Genomic DNA, 20425 nt, shown 5'->3' on the forward strand with positions numbered 1-20425 from the left:
TGATGGCGAAGCCTAAGACAAAGAGTTTTGCAATGCTTCTCTGCGCGCTGCTGCTAGTTTTGTCGACAGCATGTTCCAGCGGAGGCGGAGGCAAGAACGGGAACGGCGCTGAGCAGCCGAATGGGGAACAGCCGGCCGAGGAAGTGAAATTGACGGAAAATGATCCGGGCTGGAAAGTAGATACGTCGCCGATTACATTTGACTGGTATATTAACTTTTCCTGGTTCCCGAACAAATGGGGCGTAGATATTACGAGTCAATACGTGACGGAGAAGACGGGGGTTAACGTAAACTTCATCGTTCCGGCTGGTAATGAGGCGGAGAAAATGAATACGATGATCGCTTCCGGCAACCTTCCGGACTTCATTACGCTGGGCTGGTATGAAGACGCTGTCAAGCAAATGATCGAGGGCGGCCTGGTGCTGCCGCTCAATGAGCTGGCCGATCAATATGATCCTTATTTCTATAAGGTAACGGACCCGGCGAAGGTTGCGTGGTATACGCAGGAGGACGGTAATATTTATGGATACCCGAACTCATCCTCCTCGCCTGAGGACTATAAGAAATTCGGGGATAACCTGACTTCGACGCAGACATTCCTGGTGCGCAAGGATATGTATGAAGCGCTGGGCAGCCCGGACATGCGGACGCCGGAAGGATTTCTAAAGGCGCTTGATGATGCCAAAAAAATGTTCCCGAGCATTAACGGGCAGCCGCTAATTCCGCTGGGTATGTACGATTTCCACGAGAAGGGCAATGCGTCTTTCGAGCATTACATTCAGAATTTCCTGGCGGTGCCTCATGAGAAGGATGGCAAGCTGAACGACAGATTCACCGATCCTGATTTCGTAAAATGGCTGAAGACGATACGTAAAGCCAATGAAATGGGATTGCTGGCTAAGGATGTCTTCATCGATAAGCGTCCGCAAATGGAGGAGAAAATTGCTCAAGGCCGTTACTTTGCAATGCTGTACTCGAGATCGGATTTAGCGGCCCAGCAAAATGCATTGTATGCTGAAGATCCGAATTCCGTATATATTGCGGTAGACGGTCCGGCGAACTCCAACCTGGATCAGCCTACGCTGGCGGGGCCATCGATTTCCGGCTGGACGGTCACTTTAATTTCCAAGAACGTGAAGGACAAAGCGCGGGCCATCCGTTTCCTTGATTACATGATTTCGGAAGAAGGCCAGCGGGATACTTTCCTCGGGAAGCAAGGCGTAACCTGGGATACGATCGATGGTAAGGATCAGTTCCTGCCGGAGGTCGAGGAATTGCTGAACAGCGACCGCAGCGCGTTCGATAAGAAGTATGGCGCTTCCCATACGTTCTGGATGCTGATGGATACGAACATGACTCCGGCCTGGGCGCCGCCAGCGGTTGAACCGTTCAAGCAAATGGAAGACTGGACTCGCGGCAAGACGGTGAGCCTCTCGCAATATGATCAGATCGATCCAGTCGGCAATTCCGACGAAGGCATTATGAATACGAAAATTCTGCAGGAGTGGGGCAAGGTATTGCCTAAACTGCTGTTGGCCAAATCGGATGAGGAGTTCGATCAAATCTGGGAGGCTTATTTGAAGAAGCGCGACGAGCTTGGCTTTGCTAAGGTTCAGGCATACAAGCAGCAGAAGTTCGAAGAGAATGTGAAGAAGCTTGCCGAATTCATTCAATAGTTGAATAGCCTGTTTTGCTACGGGGTACCCCATGTCGGTCTTGGCCGAATGGGGGCCCCTTTGGCCGTATTTTCAAGAATTATAGCATTTTGCAAGAAGGCCGCAGCTTTTTGATAAAATCCATTTATATAAATGGATTTGTAGCAGTTAGTTTTTGCAATAGAGAAGGGAAGGCAGATTTAAATGGATTTCATGTCGTTAAAAGCAGGGAAATGGCCAATCATGGGCTGGATACTTGATTTTAGGTGCGTAAAATCCATCTAATCCCCTGAAAGCTTCGCTTAGAGTGAATTTAGTTACAAGAATTCCATTTAGTGTACCTGATAGTTTGATAAATGCGTCTTAGTGTACCGGCCGCAGTGTAAGCATCTTAGTGTACCGACAGTTTGGCAAATGCGACAGTGATTTTATATAGCGTATTTCCGCGCAGAACAGGAAGTGCAGAGGATGAAGCAGCGTATAATTTCGGCTTTGCAGCCGGCTCTATTCTGGCTTAAGCGCAGATCGATGCAGAGCCGTCTGGTCACCGCATATATCGTCATTATTTTGATACCAAGCATCATTATCTCCAATTATTTCTTTAATGAAATCAGCAAAACGTATACCCGGGATGCGGTGAAGCAGAGTCAATTTATGCTGGAGCTGGAGAAATTTCATATCCAGAAGCAGATTGAGGTGATGGACTCCGCAGCGCAGATCACGAGATTGGATCAGGAATTGATTGATTATTTAACCCTGAGCGAGGAGCCGGGAACGATCGAACTGTTGGAGCTTTCGCGGGGAACCTTTGCTGATTTCAGCCGGATTCAATTTAATAATCCTAGCATTCTACATTGGCGGCTGTTCGGCAACAACCCTCTGATTCAGGAAATATGGCCGATTGTGTTCCAGGAGAAACGGATTGAGAAGGAGGCCTGGTTTGCTGAGGCAAGCGCGTTGGGCGGGGCGGAAATGTGGGTATTCCAGGACGGCGACCGGGACATTATGAAGCGTTATACGTCCGAGCCGAACGTGGATCAGCCGAAGATCTCCCTGCTGCGGGAAATCAATGAAGGGGGCAGGCATGTCGGCATCATCAGCATTGAAATGCTCCTGAAGGAATTTTCTCCGAAGACGTTTGCAGGCATTGGCGACGTAGACTACCAGATGATGATCATGGACGATAGCGGAACGCTGTTCATGGATCAGCGGCGGAGCATATCCAGCGACAGTGAGGCGTTCGTGAAGGAAGTACACCGGCAGTTTGCCGGGCTGCAGCAAAGCGGCGAGGAGACCAGCAGGTTCAATGTGGATGACCGGTCGTATTTGATTGCGGCCTCTCCGGTAGAACGAATTGGGGCTCACTTGATCAACGTCATATCCATGGAAGAGCCGATCAATCACATTGCGCAATTGAAGAAGCAAATTATCGCCGCAAACATTATTCTCATTCTCGTGCTCTCCATCATTACATATTTTTTGAATTCTATGATATTAAAAGGCTTAAGAAGACTGACGGATGCGATGAAAAAGGTGCGCAGGGGCGAACTCAATACGACAGCTCCACGCCTTGAAGAGAGCGGAGAGGTCGGGGAGCTGGCGCATCACTTCAATAAATTGCTGCAAACGATTAACGAGCTGATCGCTCAGGGTGTGCGGAAGCAGGCGATCACGAAGGAGGCGGAGCTACGGACGCTGTACAGCCAGATCGATTCGCATTTTCTGTACAATACGCTGGAGAACATCAAGATGCTGGCCGAGATCGAGAATCAGCGGACGATTTCCGATGTGCTGACTTCTCTGGGCGGGATGATGCGCTACAACTTCAAATGGACGGGGGAATATGTCAAACTGAAGGACGAAATCCGTCATATTGAGAACTACATCGAAATTATGAATATCCGTTTTGACGAGCCTGTAGTACTGTCGTTGGACATACCGCCGTATTTTATGGAGCTTGAAGTGCTGAAGATGTCGCTGCAGCCGCTCGTAGAGAATAGCATTAAATACTCTTGGCCGGACGGGGGGAGCCAGAGGCGGGAAATTAAGATTACGGTGAGGGATTGGGAGGATAGCGGAGTTGTCATCACAGTGGCTGATAACGGAGTTGGCATGGATGAACTTCTTGTCAGCCAGATTAACGCCAGCATTGTGGCCGTCGGATTACAGGAAAGGGAAAGGGTAGGCTTCGAGCGAAGCGAGGAGAAGACGGAAGGGATTGGTCTCAGAAACGTCCATGAACGGATATTGCTCTATTACGGAAAACCCTACGGTCTGGAGGTCTTCAGCGTACAGGGACAATATGCCAAGGTCGTGATGAGAATCCCGAAGGTGCTGCTAACAGGGAGGGGGATGGACATTGAGAAGGCTGTTGATCGTAGATGACGAGAAAAATATCCGGTTAGGATTGAAAATGATGATTGAGCGCGAATTTCCGGGCTCATACGCTATCATGATGGCCACCCAGGGGGAAGAGGCCTTTGCGCTGTACCGCAGTGAAGGGGCGGATATTGTTATTACGGATATCCGTATGCCTGTTATGGATGGAATCGCCTTGATTGAGAAGCTGAGCGAGACGGACACCGACTTGCTAGGGGAGAAGCGCCTTAAGCCCAACATTATCATTCTAAGCGGCTACGAGGATTTCGAATATGCACGGGCCGCCATCAAATATCAGGCGCAGGAATATTTGCTGAAGCCGATCCGGCGGGATGAGCTGTTTGTCGCGCTGCGCAAATGCGAGGAGGACATTGAACGGCGTTCCCGGCTAGCAGAGACGGTCGCTGGGGCGGAGTCTTACCGCCGGAAGCTGCAATCCAGCCGTTTGCAGGAGCTGCTGCTGCAGACCGGGCTTGCCGATCAGGAGCGGCAGGAACTGGAGCGGGAAATTGATTTTGCGAATTATACGGTTCCCTTTAATGTTGCTGTTGCAGCCTATAAATACGAGGATGGGCGCGAAATGAAGCGCGGCGAATTGATGGCGCTGGCCGAGGAACTGCTGCAGTTCGTGGCGGGCCTCACACTGAATGCGGCTTTCCACGACCGGGAGGGCCGGATCGTGCTGATCGGCAGCTCCGGCGAGAAAATCGCCGAGCTGGCGCAAATCGCGGAAGGCAAGGGACTCAGCGGCCTGCTATTCGGGTTAAGCGAGGTAGGAGAGCACTTGGAGGATATCCCGAAATGCTATGGCCAAGCGCTGGAGGCATTGCAGTATTCCTTTATTTATCCTCATGTCCAGTTGATCAGGCATCAGGATATTCAGGGGCCGCGGCTGAATTATGCCGTACCGGAGGAGGAAATCCGCAAGCTGGGCAACATTCTGGGGACGAATCGTGAGAAGGAGATCAGTCCTTTGCTGCATGCCATTTTCCACAGCGAACAGCTGGCCGAGCTGGATATTCATTATATCGAGCGCATTAGTCAGAGGATTAATGAGCAGGTTCTGGACGAAGTGTTCCGTGTATATGGGGAAGCATCCGTGGAGGTGCTTAAGCTGTACCGAAAGGTCGGTACGATGAGCCGATTCCGCCATTTTCATGATTATTTCAAATCTTTGGAGCAGCTGTTGTTCAGCCTGCACGAGTATATCAAGGGCATTCGCTCGGCTCACTCCGAGCATGGCGATATGAAGGAAGCGGTGGCTTATATCGAAGACAACTATCATCGCTCCCTGAATATGGCCATCGTCAGCAATCACGTGTCCTTGAACTATTCTTATTTCAGTGAGGCTTTCAAAGCGTTTACCGGAGAAAGCTTCGTCGTGTACTTGAAAAAAGTAAGAATTCGCAAGGCCAAGCAATTGCTGCACGACCATACGCTTAAGCTTGCAGATATCAGTACGGCTGTAGGTTTCGAGACCGCGAAGCAATTCTCTCGCGTGTTCAAGGAGCTGGAGGGAATATCGCCGTTCGAATACCGGGCAAAGCTGCTGTCATGTCAGGATCAGCCGCATTGCCAAGCGTGAGCAGGGCGGGTTCGGCAATATAGCGTGCTGTGTGATCGGCGCCCGGTTGCTCCGTTTCTTACTTTGAGTTTATCTTGGCGGCAGCCTTCGCTATAATGTCAGAAATTTGAGTCTCCAGCTTGTGGATGCTTTGTTTATGGGCCAGCACCTGATTCGACAGGTTGATTAAACGGGTCAGTGTATCTGAGGCTCTCCCGGCATCTTTATTTTTCAGGGCCGTTTTGAAATTTTTCCATTCGGCAGCTATGCTCTTATTTTTGCTGCTGACGGAGCTTCGCTCCGCTTTTATCTTGATTTTGACGGTGTCGATTTGAGAGAGCACGGAGCGTATTTCCTTCGTCTTTCTCGTCTTCTCGCTCTTAGCGGCCTTTAGCTCTGCTTCCCGATTTCGAATATGGAGCCGGGCAAGCTCAATCGCTGGCCTCATTGCGTCGGCCTTCTGCTTCAGCGACTTGTGCAGGCTCTTATCCTTCAGAGACTTGACCGCTGCGGCCTGCTTGTTCAGGGAGCTGTGCAAATCCAGCAGCGGCTGCAGCTTGCTCCGCGCCGACTTGGCTTGATTGTCCAGCTTGAGGATTTTGTCCGCATCGATATTAGCGATTTGCTTACGGGTCTGGATAAGCCGGGCCTCATTGCTGAGCCGAAGGCTGTTGGTCTTGGTATCCTGGGCTGTTAGCTGCTTATCGAGAGCCGCTAAGTCGTTGTATAGCTTCTTCAGGCGCGTTTCTGTGCTGCCGCCCGCAGCCTCCGCCGTTTTATTCAGGGAAGTTCTCACGGAATCGGTAAATTCCATGGAAGCTGCCTTGGCAGTCGGCGAGGGGGCGATAAAGACCTGTATAAGAGTTGCAGTGAACAGCAAAGCCAACCATCGCCGTGTTCCGGCACTACGAATTACCAAATTTCTTCATCTCCTTACCCATTAAGTCATGCCAACGACAAAAAAGCACCTGCAAGAATAGGCGCTGGCGCCTGCTCTTACGGGTGCTTCCGTCGTAAGCTGTTTCTTATGGATTATTTCTGTCCAATATACACGATACAGGATGTAAATGTCAATAAGTTCCTTTTTTTTCGTGTGTCTTGGATCTCTATATTTAATGATTCATTTCCGCCACGGTATGCCGCATGTACTCCAGCTTGCGTAAAATCTCCTTTTGCCATTTCACGTCGCCCAGACGTGTGGCCAGATTCAGCAAATCCAGGTAGTCGTCGACTTGGAGGGAAGCTTTGCGCACTGATAGATTCATATCCGTTACTCTCCTTATGTTAACGTAAATCATATATCATCTTAAGATGCCGACATAACAATAATGATAATCATTATCATACACTCTATTCTCATTATGCACAATTACCCGCCAAAAGTAAATAAGAGAGCAAGGATATCGTACAAAAAATCGGCAGCGCATCCCAGTCATTTCCTTGACAAGGGCCGGGATATATGGACAATGAGTAAATATCATGATTCGGGAGGCGCTATGGAAACAGAATCGCTATATAAAGTGGAGGAGCTGGCGCTCAAGAAGCATAAGATTTACAAGCAGAACCCGCTCCATTACATCGCCAGATCCATGCTCGCCAGCATGTTCATCGGGTTCGGGGTCATTGTTGCTTTTAAGACGGGCAACTTCTTCTATATGGAGCAGTCGCCGCTAACCTATCCGATGGCTGCAATTACATTTGGCGCAGCTATTATTCTGATCGCTTATGGCGGAGGGGACCTCTTCACGGGGAATACGTTCTATTATTCATTCGCTGCGTTGAGGAGGCGGCTGAAGTGGGTGGAGGCGGCCAAGCTGTGGGTGCTTAGCTACGCAGGCAATATTATGGGAGCTGCGGCCTTTGCGCTTCTGATTTTCTTGACCGGATTATTCACGGATTCATCGGTAAACAGCTTTTTGCTCAATGTGGTCGAGCACAAAATGACGACGTCGACGTCCGAGCTGTTCTTCCGGGCTATTCTATGTAACTGGCTCGTTTGCCTTGCCTTTTTCATTCCGATGTCGTTAAAGGGCGACGGAGCCAAAATGTTCGCGATGATGCTGTTCGTGTTCTGCTTCTTCATCTCCGGGTATGAGCACAGCATTGCCAACATGTGCACCTTCGCGATTGCACTTGTCTTGGATCAGTCGGTTACAATATCGTTTGCCGGCGTGCTGCACAACCTGATTCCGGTCACGATCGGCAATCTGATCGGCGGCGTCATCTTCATGGGGTTCATGTATTACTACGTGAACAAGCCGTATCTGGACGCCGAGGACAAAGAGAAGCTATAGATGAAAGGCATAAGAGACGGCAAGCAGAAGTAACGCTTCGCTTGATAAAGGACAACAAACCCGGCCTTGCCTCCGCAGATGGAGGGAAAGGCCGGGTTTGTTTTGTTGAGGACAGCTTAGAGCTGCGGGGACAGTCGTTATTGCCCCGGCTTGTATGCGTATGTCTGGTAGGTCACATACCCGCCCGTCAGATTCCGGGTCCGGAAGCCGCGCTGGTTCAGGATACGGGAAGCAGTATAGCCGCGAAGGCCGACCTGGCAATACACCCAGATTTCCTTGCTCGCCTCGAGCTCGCCCAGGCGTTCGCGCAGCTCATCAACTGGAATGTTGACCGAGCCCGGAATATGCCCGCGAGCATGCTCGGCTTCCGTACGTACGTCGACGAGCAGGGTGCTGCTCTCATCCCGGTCTTCCAGCTCTCTTGGCAGGAATACGCGCGTCTTGCCAGTCAGCACGTTCTCGGCCGCGTAGCCGGCCATGTTGACCGGGTCCTTCGCAGACGAATACGGAGGCGCATAGGTCAGCTCAAGCTCGGTCAAATCTGATACGCTTCCTTTGAAGCGAATAGCTGAGGCAAGAACGTCCAACCGTTTGTCTACGCCGCTTCTGCCGACAGCCTGTGCGCCGAGCACGCGGCCTTCGGGGCTGAACAGCAGCTTGACCGTCAGCGGCGAAGCGCCCGGATAATAGGTGGCATGCGAGCTTGGATGCACAAAGATCGCATGATAAGGCGTGCCGAGCCGCTGCAGCGTCTTCTCGTTATTGCCGGTGGAAGCACCGGTCAGGCCGAACACTTTAATAATGGAAGTGCCCTGCGCTCCTTTATATGCCGTTCCCAGCCCGCAGATGTTGTCCGCGGCAATTCGGCCCTGCTTGTTAGCGGGACCGGCCAGTGGCACCGCCGTTTTTGAGCCGCTGACAAAGTCCGTAATTTCGACGGCGTCGCCGACTGCATAGACGTCCTGCAGATTTGTCTGCATATGCTCGTTGACAAGGATATGACCTTTCGGACCGAATGCAATGCCGCTGGATTGCAGGAAACGGGTGTCCGGTGTTACGCCGATCGCTAAAATGACGAGGCCTGCCTGCAGCTCCGTGCCGCTGGACAGCTTCACTACGACCTCGCCGTCCGCGTCCGCGAAGGCCGTTACGCTGTTGCCAAGATGCAGCTTGACGCCCTGCTGCTCCATTTCCTTCGCCAGCATATTTGACATCTCGCCGTCAAATGGCGCCAAAATTTGCGGGCCTGCTTCGACCAGGGCGACGTCCAGACCTATCTCCCGCAAATTCTCCGCCATCTCGACGCCGATGAACCCGCCGCCGATAACGACAGCGGAGCGCTTGCTGGCCGCTGTCACCTGCTCTTTGATGCGGTCGGTATCCGGAATGTTGCGCAGGGTGTAAATTTGCGGATGATCGATCCCTGGCAGCGCTGGCCGGATCGGCTTTGCTCCCGGCGACAAAATGACCGCATCGTAAGCTTCCACGTATTCCCCGTGTTCTTCGCTCCGCACTTTGACCGTCTTGGCGGCCGGATCAAGAGAGAGCACCTCGCTGCCTGTACGGACATCAATATTGAAACGGCGGCGCATTGCCTCCGGTGTCTGCACGATCAGCTTTGAGCGCTCTTTGATCGTATCGCCGATGTAATACGGCAGTCCGCAATTGGCAAAGGATATATACGGATCGCGTTCGAACAGCACAATATGCGCTTCCTCGTCCAGCCGGCGAAGCCGGGCAGCTGCCGAGGCGCCGCCTGCTACGCCGCCGACGATCAAAATTTTTCTTTTCATGATGATTCCTCCCCAAATAAAGTAAGGATAAGCTGTCTGACCCGTTCATTCTCGATGGTATAATGAATTTCATGCCTGTGGCGTTCAGCCTTCACGATGCCGTTCGTCCTTAGCTTCTGCAGATGCTGAGAGACTGTGGATTGCGGAATTTCCAGGCAATCCTGCATATATGACACATTGCACGGACCGTGCTTCAGCAGCCCGCGGGCGATGCAGAGGCGAACCGGATGGGCCAGCGCCTTAAGCATTTCGGCAGCTTCTTCGTAAGCTTGGAAATTGTTGTCCATAAGCAACCTCCAGATCGACAATATCTTAATATCACAATATTACGATATTACAATATTAATTGCAAGTCTGTGATATTGTCCACAGGACTAGAGAAAAGGATAGGTAAAAATAGCACCAGGTTCCATATATCATATGTTAATATTAGTCAATATAGGGAGAAATTCTACATAGTTGCAATCGCCATAGCTCTATTTTCCCCATTATATTTCCTCTCCTTGTAGTGATTAGACATTCTATGCAGCATAAAGGAGGAGCCCGGGTGCTAGGAATACATATGATGTTTTTACTCGGCATAACCACGCTCGGCATGTTTTGTTCACTCGTGTTAACGGTTCAGTTCAGAAGAAAAATGCTGGCCGAAAGAGCCTTGTTCCATAATATTTTTGACTATGGGCGCATGTGTATTTGGACAGTCAAACTGGACAAGACCATCGTAAGGCTTAACAGTTACGCAGAAAGACTGATTGGGGTCAACGGCAGTGAGATTGTCGGCCGCAAGTATGATGAGATCGCGGAGCTTTGCAGCGGCTGGCAGGAAGTCATCGCGCTATTGAATGATGCGCTTGCGAATAAATTCGTTCAGGATAAGGAGGTGATGATCAGCTTCGAGAGCGGAGAGCGGTTAAGGACCTTCTCGTTCAGGACTTCGGCCATCGGCGAAGGAAGGAGCTCGGCAGAATCGGGCTGTATTGTGCTGATTGGAATGGATATTCATGAACATAGAATGTCCCAGGACAAGCTGCAGAGCAGTTACCAAGAGCTGGAGGCGACCTACGGGACACTGACGGCCACGCAGAAAGAGATGCAGCGCCAGTTCGACGAATTGGTGTCCAATCAGGAGAAGCTTAGAGTCAGCGAGGAAAGATTCCGGCTGGCCACCCGCGGATCGGGTGCCGTCATCTGGGACATCGACCCGGCAGTAGGCGTATATTTCGTCTCGGATCGGTTCTATGATTTGCTAGGTTATGACCGCAGCGACATTGAGCTAACCGTTCAAGGATTGAAGAAGGTCATACATCCTGACGACTGGGCGGACACGGAGCGTGCGCGGCAGGCTTGCTTAAACGGATATACACCCGTGTACGAAAGCGAGTACCGGATCAGGAGGAAGGACGGGGTCTATTTATGGATGCAGGCCAGGGGGATTACGAGAAGGAACGGCGATGGTCAGGTTGTCCGCTTTGCTGGCTCAATGATCAATATTACGGAACGAAAAAGGTATGAGCTAAAGCTGGAGGAGAGCTGCCGGGAGCTGAAAGCGGCATGCGAGGAGTTGAAGAATACCCAGAAGCAGCTGCTCGAAAACTATGAGAAGCTGGTTGAAAACCAGGATATGCTTAGCCGGAATGAAGAGCAGCACCGGCTTGTGATCGAAGCCTCGAACGCCGGCATATGGGAAATGGATCTGCTCCGCAACAAGAGGTTCTATTCAGCCCGTTGGTTTGAACTGCTGGGTTATACGAAGGAGGATCATGTATCCAGCGATATTCTGGACAATCTCATACATCCAGACGATCAAGAGACAGTGCAGAAGGCGATGGATGCGGCGACAAAAGGGGAGACAGAGCTGTTTGAGTGCCGGTACAGGCTGCGGGTAAAGAGCGGAGAATACCGCTGGTTTCTTGGCCGGGGCAAAGCGTTGTTTGACAGGCGGGGACGGGCATACCGCATGGCCGGAACTCATGAAGATATCCATGAATTGAAGCTCTCTCAGGAGAAGCTGCACCAGCTGGCGTATTACGACACCTTGAGCGGCCTGCCGAACCGGCTGTACCTGCTGAAGGAGCTGGAGGGATATTTTGCTTCATCGGAAGAGAGGGCGGCGGTATTTTTTGTGGATACCGATAACTTTAAATACGTCAATGATACGATGGGACATAAGTTCGGGGATCAATTGCTTATTGAAACCAGCCGGAGGCTGTCCGTCATGGTCGGCCAGCAGGCCATGCTGTTTCGCCTTGGGGGCGATGAGTTTGTCGTGTTCATGCGCAGCATTAGGGATGAAGCAGAGGCGATCGCTGCCGCAGAGAGGGTTATCGCAGGCTTCAAGGAGCCGTTTAGGATTAATGGCACGGATCTGCAGGTGTCGGTGAGCGTGGGGGTCTCCTTCTATCCGAAAGATGGCCGCACAATGGAGGAAATCTTGAGAAACGCGGATGTGGCCATGTATAATGCGAAAGAAGCGGGTAAAGGTAAATATGTGCTGTTCGATCCGGCTTATTTGCGGACGTTCAACGAGCGGATCCAATTGGAGACGCAGCTTCGCTATGGTATTGAGAATAAGGAGTTCATTCTGCATTATCAGCCCAAAATCAGCCTCAGGACAGGCCGGATTATGGGCTTTGAGGCCTTGATCCGCTGGAACAGCCCAGCGCTTGGCATGCTCGCGCCGCTGGCTTTCATCCGGATCGCTGAAGACAGCAGATTAATCGTCCCGATCGGGGAATGGGTGCTGGCGGAATCCTGCAGGTTCGCGGCGCAATTGCAGGAGGAAGGGTACGGGCAGCTGCGGATATCGGTTAATATATCCATTGTTCAGCTCATGCAGGAGGATTTCGTCGATATGGTGCTGCGAATCCTGAGGAACACGGGACTGCCTCCGGAGTATTTGGAGCTCGAAATTACGGAGTCGGTGTCTGTCGGCATGGTAGCGCCCGACATATTGATCGCAAAGCTGGGAAGGCTGCAAACGGCAGGGGTGCATCTCGCGCTGGACGATTTCGGCACGGGATATATTTCACTCAGCTATTTGCAGCAGCTGCCGCTGACGACGCTGAAGGTCAGCCGTTCATTTATTGCGCAAATAACGGATCAGGGGGACGAGCGTTCACTTGCCCGGGCCATGGTGCTGATCGGCAGGCGGATGGGCTTGAATGTCGTGGCCGAGGGCGTAGAGACGGTGAAGCAGTTGGAGCATGCGAAGCAGTCGAAATACGATCTCATTCAAGGCTTTTACATCAGCAGGCCTTTGCCTGAAGAGGAAGCGTTGTCACTGATCCGAAGCAATAAAGTATACAACATGTGTTAAATTTAGCTTCTTCAATCTAGTGAAGGAGGAAGACGAAATGAAACCGGTCATTATGGATGTAGATACGGGCATCGACGACGCCTTGGCTATCGCTTACGCAGCTCACTCTCCTGAACTGGAGCTCATCGCACTCACGACTTGCTTCGGGAATATTCCCGCTAAGGAGGCTACGCGGAATTCTCTGTACATACTGGATAAGCTAGGCAAGTCTGTTCCTGTATACGAAGGAGCGGAACTACCGGTAAACGGCAGTCTGAAAAAAGCCTACGCTAGGCATATTCACGGGGAGGACGGGCTCGGCAATACGCTCCGGGAAGAGCCCCAAGGCCATAAAGCCGAGTTGGCAGCGGTCGACTATATCATCCGGCAGGTGAAGGAACGGCCGCATGAGATGACGATTATTGCCGTAGGGCCGCTGACTAATCTGGCGCTGGCGATCGAGAAGGCGCCGGAAATTATCCCGCTGATTGGCGAAGTTATTGTTATGGGCGGAGCGGTGACCGTCCCCGGCAACGTTACGCCGTACGGCGAGGCGAATATCGTGGCCGATCCGGAGGCGGCGGCGGCCGTCTTCACGTCAGGCGTACGGCTGACGCTGGTCGGGCTGGACGTGACGATGCAGACGCTGCTGTCCAGCGGGCATTTGCAGAAATGGCGCCATTCCGGCGGTGAGCTGGGAGGATTGCTTGCGGAGATGACAGAGTTCTACATCGGCGCTTATGAGGCGCGCTTTCCCGGCATCGGCGGCTGCGGATTGCATGATCCGCTTGCCGTAGGTGTGGCGATAGATCGGAGTTTTGTGTCAACCGAACGAATGCGGGTTGCTGTTGTTACCGAAGGAGAAGCCTCAGGCCAAACGGTAGGATCGGTTGAAGGTGAACCGAGAATTGAAGTATGTACGAAGGTAGACGCTGATCGTTTCCTGCAGCATTTTTTAAGTCGGGTTATATAAGCCATAGGAGAACACATAGAAGAACAGCCCTCGTGGTCATAAGCATGGGGGCTGTTCTTGATTCTTGGTATTAACCTGTAGATTTTTATTTATGCCAACCGGTTGACATAGTGTATGTCAATCGTTTATCATAAAATCGAACATTGATGAATGCGCATTCAAGCTACAGGCAAAAGGGGGAAATGATTTTGAAGAAATTTAAAGGTATCAGATGGACGGCAATGTTATGCTTGGCCTTGGTTATTTCTATGTTAACGGCTTGTTCTACTGGCAATACGTCATCTACCAGTAACAGTCAACAAGAGGGGGGACAAAATTCTCAAGCCGCTAAAAATGTTAAGCTTACGTTTTTTAACACCTCAGCTGAAGTAAATACGGTGTTTGAGGAATTGTTCAAGAAATATCACGAACTAAATCCGAATGTAACGATCGAATTGATTCCGACGCCAATCGGCGGCGCCCAAATTCAGAAATTCCAATCTTTGCTGGCGTCCGGCAATCCGGCAACCATTGCCAACTTGGATGCGGGAACGATTTTGCAATATAAAGATAAGTTCCTGGATTTAGAGCCGGAGAAAGCGAAATACGAGGAGTTGACGAAAGAAGGAGCTGTAGAAGGAGCTTTGCTGGATGGGAAATTCCTTGGTATTCCTTGGTCAGCTCAAGGTTATGGACTGCTCTATAATAAGCGGGTCGTCGAAGAAGTGATTGGAGGACCATTCGATCCATCTACGATCCAAACGCGGGATGCACTGGAAGATCTGTTCAAGAAAATTGAAGCTGCCGGTAAAGTGCCAGTTATGGTCCATGGGGCAGATTGGTCTTTGGGCGCTCATTATCTAGGTCTGACTTATTCGTTGCAATCCGATAACGTAGACGAAAATCGCAAGTTTGTGGACAGCCTGATGGATGGCTCTGTTACGCTTGCGGACAATCCGCAATTTAATGGTCTGATCGATACCTTTGATTTGTTAAAGAAATACAATGCAAGAAAGAATGACCCGCTCGTTGCAGACTACAATAAAGATAGCGCAGACTTCGCCAAAGGGGATGCAGCATTCTATTTCATGGGAGACTGGACTTGGGCGGTTATCGGAACATTGGAGAATCGTGATGAAGAATTTGGCTTAATTCCAGTTCCAATCAGCAACAACCCTGAAGATTTCGGAAATACTCAAGTAGCGTACAGCCAGCCTAAATTGTTCGCGATTGATAATTCAGGTTCTTCCGCAGAGCAGCAAGAAGCAGCCAAGGCATTTCTTGAGTGGCTGGTGACCAGCCAGGAGGGTCAAGAAGCTATTGTCAGTCAAATGGGATTAGCCTTGCCTTACAAGGATGTAAAAGTAACAAGCACAAATGTGATCTCCAATGCGGTTGAGCAATACGTGGACCAAGGAAAAGTGATCAACATTGGAGTAATCAACTATTTGCCGCAAGATTATTGGTCTATGACTGGAGCATCGATGCAGAAATATCTGTCTGACATCATTGACCGCAACGCGCTTGCAGGGGAAGTACAGGCTTATTGGACAGACCAAGCTCGTAAATAAGAAGTCTATTCACAAAGGAGGACGGGACTGGGGTTTTACTTCGGCCCGTCCTTCATCTAGAAGGCTAAACATGGACATATAAAGGGGCAGCAACATGATTAAAAAAAATTTTCTAAGGAATACGGGCACGTTTCTAGTTTTTGGGGGACCCTCCATCTTCGCCTTTATCGCTGTCATTGTAATTCCTTTCTTTGTTGGAATGTATCTGACGTTCACCAACTGGGATGTTCGATCGGCTGACACTGCATTTATTGGGCTTGCCAATTACATTGAAGTGTTTAAAGATAAAGTATTTCTCGGCCAGTTATGGTTTACGCTGAAATACGTTTTTTTTACGGTGTTGATTGCTAACGGCTTTGCCTTCTTTATTGCACTTTTGCTTACAAGTGGGGGAAGAGGAGAGCAGTGGCTGCGCACCGGATTTTTCACCCCGAATCTGATCGGCGGTATCGTTCTCGGATATTTGTGGCAGACGCTGTTTTCGCAGGTGCTTCCTTATATGGGGCAAAAATACGGCTGGTCCTTGTTCCAGACTTCGTGGTTAACAAGTACAAACACGGCGTTTTGGGCGTTGGTCATTGCAACGGCCTGGCAATTGATCGGTTATTTGATGATTATTTATATCGCGGGCTTCTCTGGTGTTCCTACAGATGTGCTGGAAGCAGCATCCATCGACGGAGCCAGCCGGAAGGCAACGATTCAGAAGGTCATTCTGCCTCTAACGATCCCGGCGATTGTCATCTGTGTTTTCATCTCATTATCTCGCTCCTTCCTAACCTACGACATCAACCTTGCCTTAACTAAAGGTGGTCCGTTTGCCTCGACGGAGCTGGCTACCTATCATATTGTGCAAAAGGCATTTTTGTCGAACCAATATGGAGTCGGTCAGGCGGAAGCAGTTGTATTGTTTGCCGTAGTGGCGATTATTGCACTTACGCAATCATACCTGCTTAAGAGATTGGAGGTCGAATCTTAATGGATACGCATCGCAGAGGCTCAACGGTAAAAAACATACTATTGTATTTGCTGCTGCTCGTTTTTTTAACTCCATTTTTGATGATTATCATGAACTCTTTCAAAACGACGCAGCAGTTCGTTGAAAATCCGTTATCCTTCCCGAAAAACTTGAAATTCGAAAACTATGTCAGTGCTTATCATAATATGGATTTTCTGAGCAGTTTTTTGAACTCCATGATTATTACAGTTGTTTCCGTGCTGTTGATCTTGTTTTTTTCGGCGATGACCGGATATCTGTTCGTTCGGTTTAATTGGAAGATTAACGCTATTATATTTTTTGCGATGCTGGCCTCCATGGCTCTGCCATTTCAGGTCATTATGATTCCGCTCGTGATGTTGTACGGCAATATGGATCTGCTGGATATGAAAACAACGTTGTTTTTCATGTATTTAGGCTTTGGTGTTCCATTTGGCGTGTTTACTTTCCATGGTTTCATCAAAGGGGTTCCTTTTGAACTGGAGGAGTCAGCATTCATCGAGGGCAGCTCCAGGCTTCGGACCTTTTTTCAAATTGTTTTGCCGCTGTTAAAGCCTGTTTTCGTAACGCTAATGGTGCTCGATGTGCTGTGGATCTGGAATGACTACTTGCTGCCAAGCCTGGTTCTTTTATCGCCGTCACAGAAGACGCTGCCTCTCTCTACTTATAATTTCTTCTCGTCGTATGCTGTGGATTTTGCTCCATTGATGGCAGGGTTAATTATGACAATTATTCCAGTTCTCATATTGTATCTATTCCTGCAGAAGCATATCATTAAAGGGATTACGGAAGGTGCTTTGAAGTAATTATACTAGCGATGTTTGCTGAAATAGAGATGGACTATTTATAATGGTTGTAAAAAAACAAGGTGGTATTTCATGCCTAAAATTGAAGATGTGGCTAAAAAGGCAGGAGTTTCTGTTACGACGGTTTCCCGAGTGCTTAATAATAGAGGCTATATTAGCGAGAAGACAAGAGTTAAGGTAAATCAGGCCATAGAAGAGCTTAATTATCAGCCTAATGAAATGGCTCGGGCTTTGTTTAGAAGAAAATCGAATATGATCGGCCTTATTATTCCTGCTGTATCGCATCCCTTTTTTAGCGAGCTGACCTATCATCTTGAGCATTATGCCGATCAGCAGGGATACAAATTATTGTTGTGCAATTCTAACCGGGACGTCGCTAAAGAGCTTCAATATATCGAAATGCTGAAGAAGAACCAGGTCGATGCCATTATTATGGGAAGCGCAGTATTGGATGTCCAGCACTATTTGAATTTGAATTTACCAATCATTTCGTTTGACCGCACCATCGCTGATGACATTCCCATTGTAGCCTCTGATAACTTCATGGGAGGCAAGCTTGCGGCAAGATTACTTCTGGACAATGGCTGCCAGAATCCGGCCTACCTTTATCGGGGGATTGATGGGCCGCATCACCAAGCTTTGTTGGCTAGCGAAAGGGCGAAGGGTTTTGAAGAAGAATTTCTCGCCGTTGGAACGAAACCTGTCCATTTGCAATTGGAGATAAACAGGGGGGAGGATTCCGAACCCGACAATGGAATCATTCGCTTCTTGGAGCAGCATCCGGAAGTGGATGGTATATTTGCCAGCAGTGACTTTATTGCCGCCGAGGTGCTCCAGGTCTGCCATCAATTAAAAAGGAGCATTCCAGACGAAATTAAAATCATCGGATACGATGATGTTAAAATAGCCTCGTTAGTTTCGCCCCGGCTCAGTACGATCAGGCAGCCAATTAGGGAAATGAGCAAATGTAGTATTGATTTGATCATTAGGCAAATTAATGGAGAAGTTGTGCCTAAGATCAATGTGTTTCCCGTTTCCTTGATTGAGAGAGAGACGACTTAAAATAAGCCAGGTATGGAAGAGGAGTTTTAGAATCAAATATGTCAACCGGTTGTCACGCCGATTGGATTTCATCGGGTTTTCATACAGGAAGGAATTAGGAGGAATAGCCATATGGATTTTATGAATAGAGTAGCTCCGGAGTTGCGGAAGGGCTTGGAAAGTGTTCCTGTCTTCAGCCTCCCTGAAGATTTGCAAATGATGAGAGAACAACCTTTGAAGCCCGTACAATCCGAGCATGTCCACATCAAGAAACGCTGGATAACCGGTGCGGATCATCAAGAGATGCTTGTGAATATATATGAGCCGGTGCATAGAGCCAGCAAGGAATTGCCTGCGCTTCTATGGCTTCATGGCGGGGGATATGTCATGGGGCATCCGGATATAGATGACATCATTTGTATCAGCTTTGCAGAGAAGACCGGTTGCGTCGTCGTATGCCCGGATTATCGGCTTGCCCCGGAGCATCCCTTTCCGGCGGGGATCCATGATTGTTATGCGGCATTGGTCTGGATGGTACAAGCAGCAGAAGAATTGAGCATCGACACTTCCCGTATCGCGGTCGCCGGCGCTAGTGCTGGTGGAGGTTTGACGGCGGCATTAACCCTGATGGCACGGGATAAAGGAGGTCCGGAAATTTGCTTCCAAATGCCGCTATACCCGATGATAGACCATCGTAACGAGACCCCTTCGAGTTATGAGATTACCCATCCCGCTGTGTGGAATAGACACAATAATTTGGAAGCATGGAAAATGTATCTTGGTGAAGAGGAAAAAGATGAAGAGAAAATATCGCCGTATGCCGCCCCGTTTTGGGCGACAAGCTTCGAAGGCTTGCCTCCGACCTATACGTGCGTAGGGCAGCTGGATCCATTTCGCGATGAGACCATTCAATATGTCGCACGGCTTGCCCAGGCTGGCGTTGATGTAGAATTTCAACTCTATCCAGGAGGCTATCATGCCTTCGAATATACCGTTCCGGATGCGGAGATCAGCAGACGAACAAAAGATGGATATATTCAGGCCCTGGCTAGAGCATTTAACGCTACCTAATCATCATTCCCTTAACTTCAATACAAATATCGGAGGGAAACGCATGTTTGAATTAGACGATATCATTCCGCTCGGAGATAAACCCAATGATTTACTGGCGGTAGGGGAACTGCTCATTGATATGATTTCCAATGAATACGACGATGGCAGCTTCGAGTGCGATGGTTATACCAAGTTTTCCGGAGGAGCCCCCTCCAACATCGCGATCAATGTTAATCGGTTAGGTATTCGTTCCGAAATCGTCTCCGCGGTAGGGAGTGATGGATTGGGAACCTTCCTGCTACGGCGACTGCAGCAAGAAGGTATGGAAACAAAGAGCATACAGAGGGTAGATGCTTCCACGAGCCTGGTGGTGGTTACAAAAAGCAGGACGACTCCGGTCCCCATTTTTTATCGCGATGCAGATTATCAAATGACATTCGACGCCTCGCTGGAGCAAAAGATAGCAAACTCTAAAGTCGTTCACTTCTCCTGTTGGCCCATCTCCCGAACCCCGGCGCGTCACACGCTGGAAAAGGTAATCGAAGAGGCCCGCTCTCAAGGTCTGCTCATCGGCTTTGATCCGAATTATCATCCGATGATATGGCAGCGGGGCGAGGATGGGGCGCAATATGTTAAATCCATCATATCTAAAGTAGATGTGATTAAGCCATCGGAGGATGATGCTGAACGCTTGTTTGGGAAAGATGAACCCATCAAGCAGTTGGAGAAATTTCTTGAATTAGGCGCGAAGCTTGTGATTATGACTTTGGGCAAGGATGGAGCCATTGTATCCAATGGCAGGGAGACGTTCTCCTTCGACTCTTTAGCTACCGAGGTCGTGGACACGACAGGGGCCGGGGATGCATTCTGGTCTGGATTTTATGCGGCATTGATCAAGGGCCACAGCATCAGGGAGGCGCTCCATCTTGGATTTGCAGTCAGCGCGTACAAGTTAAGATTTACGGGTGCAGTGGTGCATTTGCCGAGGCTGGATGTTATTAAGAAACAATTTAGTTTGTAGGAGGTCT

General features: G+C 49.7%; 16 protein-coding genes. 12 read left to right on the top strand and 4 right to left on the bottom strand.

What is annotated here, in order from left to right; translation table 11 throughout:
- Nucleotides 1-2: 2 nt before the first annotated feature.
- From GNP95_RS14760 to GNP95_RS14770, 3 genes are all read left to right on the top strand, one after another.
- On the top strand, nt 3-1676 hold the full coding sequence (locus GNP95_RS14760; protein WP_155611748.1) for an extracellular solute-binding protein: 1674 nt from the start codon (nt 3-5) through the stop codon (nt 1674-1676).
- A gap of 447 nt (nt 1677-2123) precedes the next feature.
- On the top strand, nt 2124-4040 hold the full coding sequence (locus GNP95_RS14765; RefSeq protein ID WP_155611632.1) for a cache domain-containing sensor histidine kinase: 1917 nt from the start codon (nt 2124-2126) through the stop codon (nt 4038-4040).
- Entirely contained in the window at nt 4015-5619 is a 1605-nt protein-coding gene (locus GNP95_RS14770; RefSeq protein ID WP_155611633.1) for a response regulator, read from the top strand. Before GNP95_RS14765 ends, GNP95_RS14770 begins: the two co-directional genes overlap by 26 nt.
- Nucleotides 5620-5677: 58 nt before the next feature.
- Here the strand turns inward: GNP95_RS14770 and GNP95_RS14775 are convergent, their stop codons facing one another.
- Nucleotides 5678-6517, bottom strand: a complete 840-nt coding sequence (locus GNP95_RS14775; RefSeq protein WP_155611634.1) for a hypothetical protein — start codon at nt 6515-6517, stop codon at nt 5678-5680.
- A gap of 193 nt (nt 6518-6710) precedes the next feature.
- Nucleotides 6711-6863 carry a hypothetical protein gene (locus GNP95_RS25800; protein ID WP_196427188.1) on the bottom strand — a complete coding sequence of 51 codons (153 nt, stop codon included), beginning with the start codon at nt 6861-6863 and terminating at the stop codon, nt 6711-6713.
- Between the two features lie 231 nt (nt 6864-7094).
- Between GNP95_RS25800 and GNP95_RS14780 the strand changes: the two genes are divergently transcribed.
- Nucleotides 7095-7892 carry a formate/nitrite transporter family protein gene (locus tag GNP95_RS14780; RefSeq protein ID WP_155611749.1) on the top strand — a complete coding sequence of 266 codons (798 nt, stop codon included), beginning with the start codon at nt 7095-7097 and terminating at the stop codon, nt 7890-7892.
- Between the two features lie 137 nt (nt 7893-8029).
- Here the strand turns inward: GNP95_RS14780 and GNP95_RS14785 are convergent, their stop codons facing one another.
- Nucleotides 8030-9685, bottom strand: coding sequence for an FAD-dependent oxidoreductase (locus tag GNP95_RS14785; protein ID WP_155611635.1), 1656 nt, complete (start codon nt 9683-9685; stop codon nt 8030-8032).
- A complete protein-coding gene (locus tag GNP95_RS14790; RefSeq protein ID WP_155611636.1) occupies nt 9682-9972 on the bottom strand; it encodes an ArsR/SmtB family transcription factor in 291 nt (96 codons plus the stop codon). The genes GNP95_RS14785 and GNP95_RS14790 overlap by 4 nt, the downstream gene beginning before the upstream one ends.
- Before the next feature lie 260 nt (nt 9973-10232).
- Here GNP95_RS14790 and GNP95_RS14795 point away from each other — a divergent pair, with 260 nt between their 5' ends.
- The 8 genes from GNP95_RS14795 (at nt 10233) to GNP95_RS14830 (ending at nt 20418) form a co-directional block, all read left to right on the top strand.
- Nucleotides 10233-13001 carry a sensor domain-containing protein gene (locus tag GNP95_RS14795; protein WP_196427189.1) on the top strand — a complete coding sequence of 923 codons (2769 nt, stop codon included), beginning with the start codon at nt 10233-10235 and terminating at the stop codon, nt 12999-13001.
- A gap of 37 nt (nt 13002-13038) precedes the next feature.
- The gene (locus GNP95_RS14800) at nt 13039-13953 is read left to right on the top strand and encodes a nucleoside hydrolase (RefSeq protein ID WP_155611638.1); all 915 of its coding nucleotides are present in this window, start codon (nt 13039-13041) and stop codon (nt 13951-13953) included.
- Nucleotides 13954-14141: 188 nt separating this feature from the next.
- Complete coding sequence (locus tag GNP95_RS14805) at nt 14142-15503, top strand: ABC transporter substrate-binding protein (RefSeq protein WP_230873829.1); 1362 nt, start codon at nt 14142-14144, stop codon at nt 15501-15503.
- Nucleotides 15504-15597: 94 nt separating this feature from the next.
- Nucleotides 15598-16479: a carbohydrate ABC transporter permease gene (locus tag GNP95_RS14810; protein WP_155611640.1), complete on the top strand. Its 882-nt coding sequence runs from the start codon at nt 15598-15600 to the stop codon at nt 16477-16479.
- Nucleotides 16479-17303, top strand: a complete 825-nt coding sequence (locus GNP95_RS14815; protein ID WP_055106938.1) for a carbohydrate ABC transporter permease — start codon at nt 16479-16481, stop codon at nt 17301-17303. The genes GNP95_RS14810 and GNP95_RS14815 overlap by 1 nt, the downstream gene beginning before the upstream one ends.
- Before the next feature lie 72 nt (nt 17304-17375).
- Nucleotides 17376-18365 (top strand): LacI family DNA-binding transcriptional regulator, encoded by a 990-nt coding sequence (locus GNP95_RS14820; protein ID WP_155611641.1) that lies wholly within the window; start codon nt 17376-17378, stop codon nt 18363-18365.
- 111 nt (nt 18366-18476) lie between these two features.
- A complete protein-coding gene (locus GNP95_RS14825; protein WP_155611642.1) occupies nt 18477-19415 on the top strand; it encodes an alpha/beta hydrolase in 939 nt (312 codons plus the stop codon).
- 43 nt (nt 19416-19458) lie between these two features.
- On the top strand, nt 19459-20418 hold the full coding sequence (locus tag GNP95_RS14830) for a carbohydrate kinase family protein (RefSeq protein ID WP_155611643.1): 960 nt from the start codon (nt 19459-19461) through the stop codon (nt 20416-20418).
- The last annotated feature ends 7 nt before the right edge of the window (nt 20419-20425 follow it).

This window comes from Paenibacillus woosongensis (assembly GCF_009725165.1).
In the GTDB taxonomy this organism is placed as follows: Bacteria; Bacillota; Bacilli; order Paenibacillales; family Paenibacillaceae; genus Fontibacillus; species Fontibacillus woosongensis.

What these genes read in the sequence shown, in the direction of transcription:
- GNP95_RS14820 (WP_155611641.1), top strand. Translation starts at nt 17,376, where the DNA reads ATGCCTAAAATTGAAGATGTGGCTAAAAAGGCAGGAGTTTCTGTTACG.
- GNP95_RS14765 (WP_155611632.1), top strand. Translation starts at nt 2,124, where the DNA reads ATGAAGCAGCGTATAATTTCGGCTTTGCAGCCGGCTCTATTCTGGCTT.
- GNP95_RS14810 (WP_155611640.1), top strand. Translation starts at nt 15,598, where the DNA reads ATGATTAAAAAAAATTTTCTAAGGAATACGGGCACGTTTCTAGTTTTT.
- GNP95_RS14800 (WP_155611638.1), top strand. Translation starts at nt 13,039, where the DNA reads ATGAAACCGGTCATTATGGATGTAGATACGGGCATCGACGACGCCTTG.
- GNP95_RS14830 (WP_155611643.1), top strand. Translation starts at nt 19,459, where the DNA reads ATGTTTGAATTAGACGATATCATTCCGCTCGGAGATAAACCCAATGAT.
- GNP95_RS14785 (WP_155611635.1), bottom strand. Translation starts at nt 9,685, where the DNA reads ATGAAAAGAAAAATTTTGATCGTCGGCGGCGTAGCAGGCGGCGCCTCG.
- GNP95_RS14825 (WP_155611642.1), top strand. Translation starts at nt 18,477, where the DNA reads ATGGATTTTATGAATAGAGTAGCTCCGGAGTTGCGGAAGGGCTTGGAA.
- GNP95_RS14760 (WP_155611748.1), top strand. Translation starts at nt 3, where the DNA reads ATGGCGAAGCCTAAGACAAAGAGTTTTGCAATGCTTCTCTGCGCGCTG.
- GNP95_RS14815 (WP_055106938.1), top strand. Translation starts at nt 16,479, where the DNA reads ATGGATACGCATCGCAGAGGCTCAACGGTAAAAAACATACTATTGTAT.
- GNP95_RS14790 (WP_155611636.1), bottom strand. Translation starts at nt 9,972, where the DNA reads ATGGACAACAATTTCCAAGCTTACGAAGAAGCTGCCGAAATGCTTAAG.
- GNP95_RS25800 (WP_196427188.1), bottom strand. Translation starts at nt 6,863, where the DNA reads ATGAATCTATCAGTGCGCAAAGCTTCCCTCCAAGTCGACGACTACCTG.
- GNP95_RS14780 (WP_155611749.1), top strand. Translation starts at nt 7,095, where the DNA reads ATGGAAACAGAATCGCTATATAAAGTGGAGGAGCTGGCGCTCAAGAAG.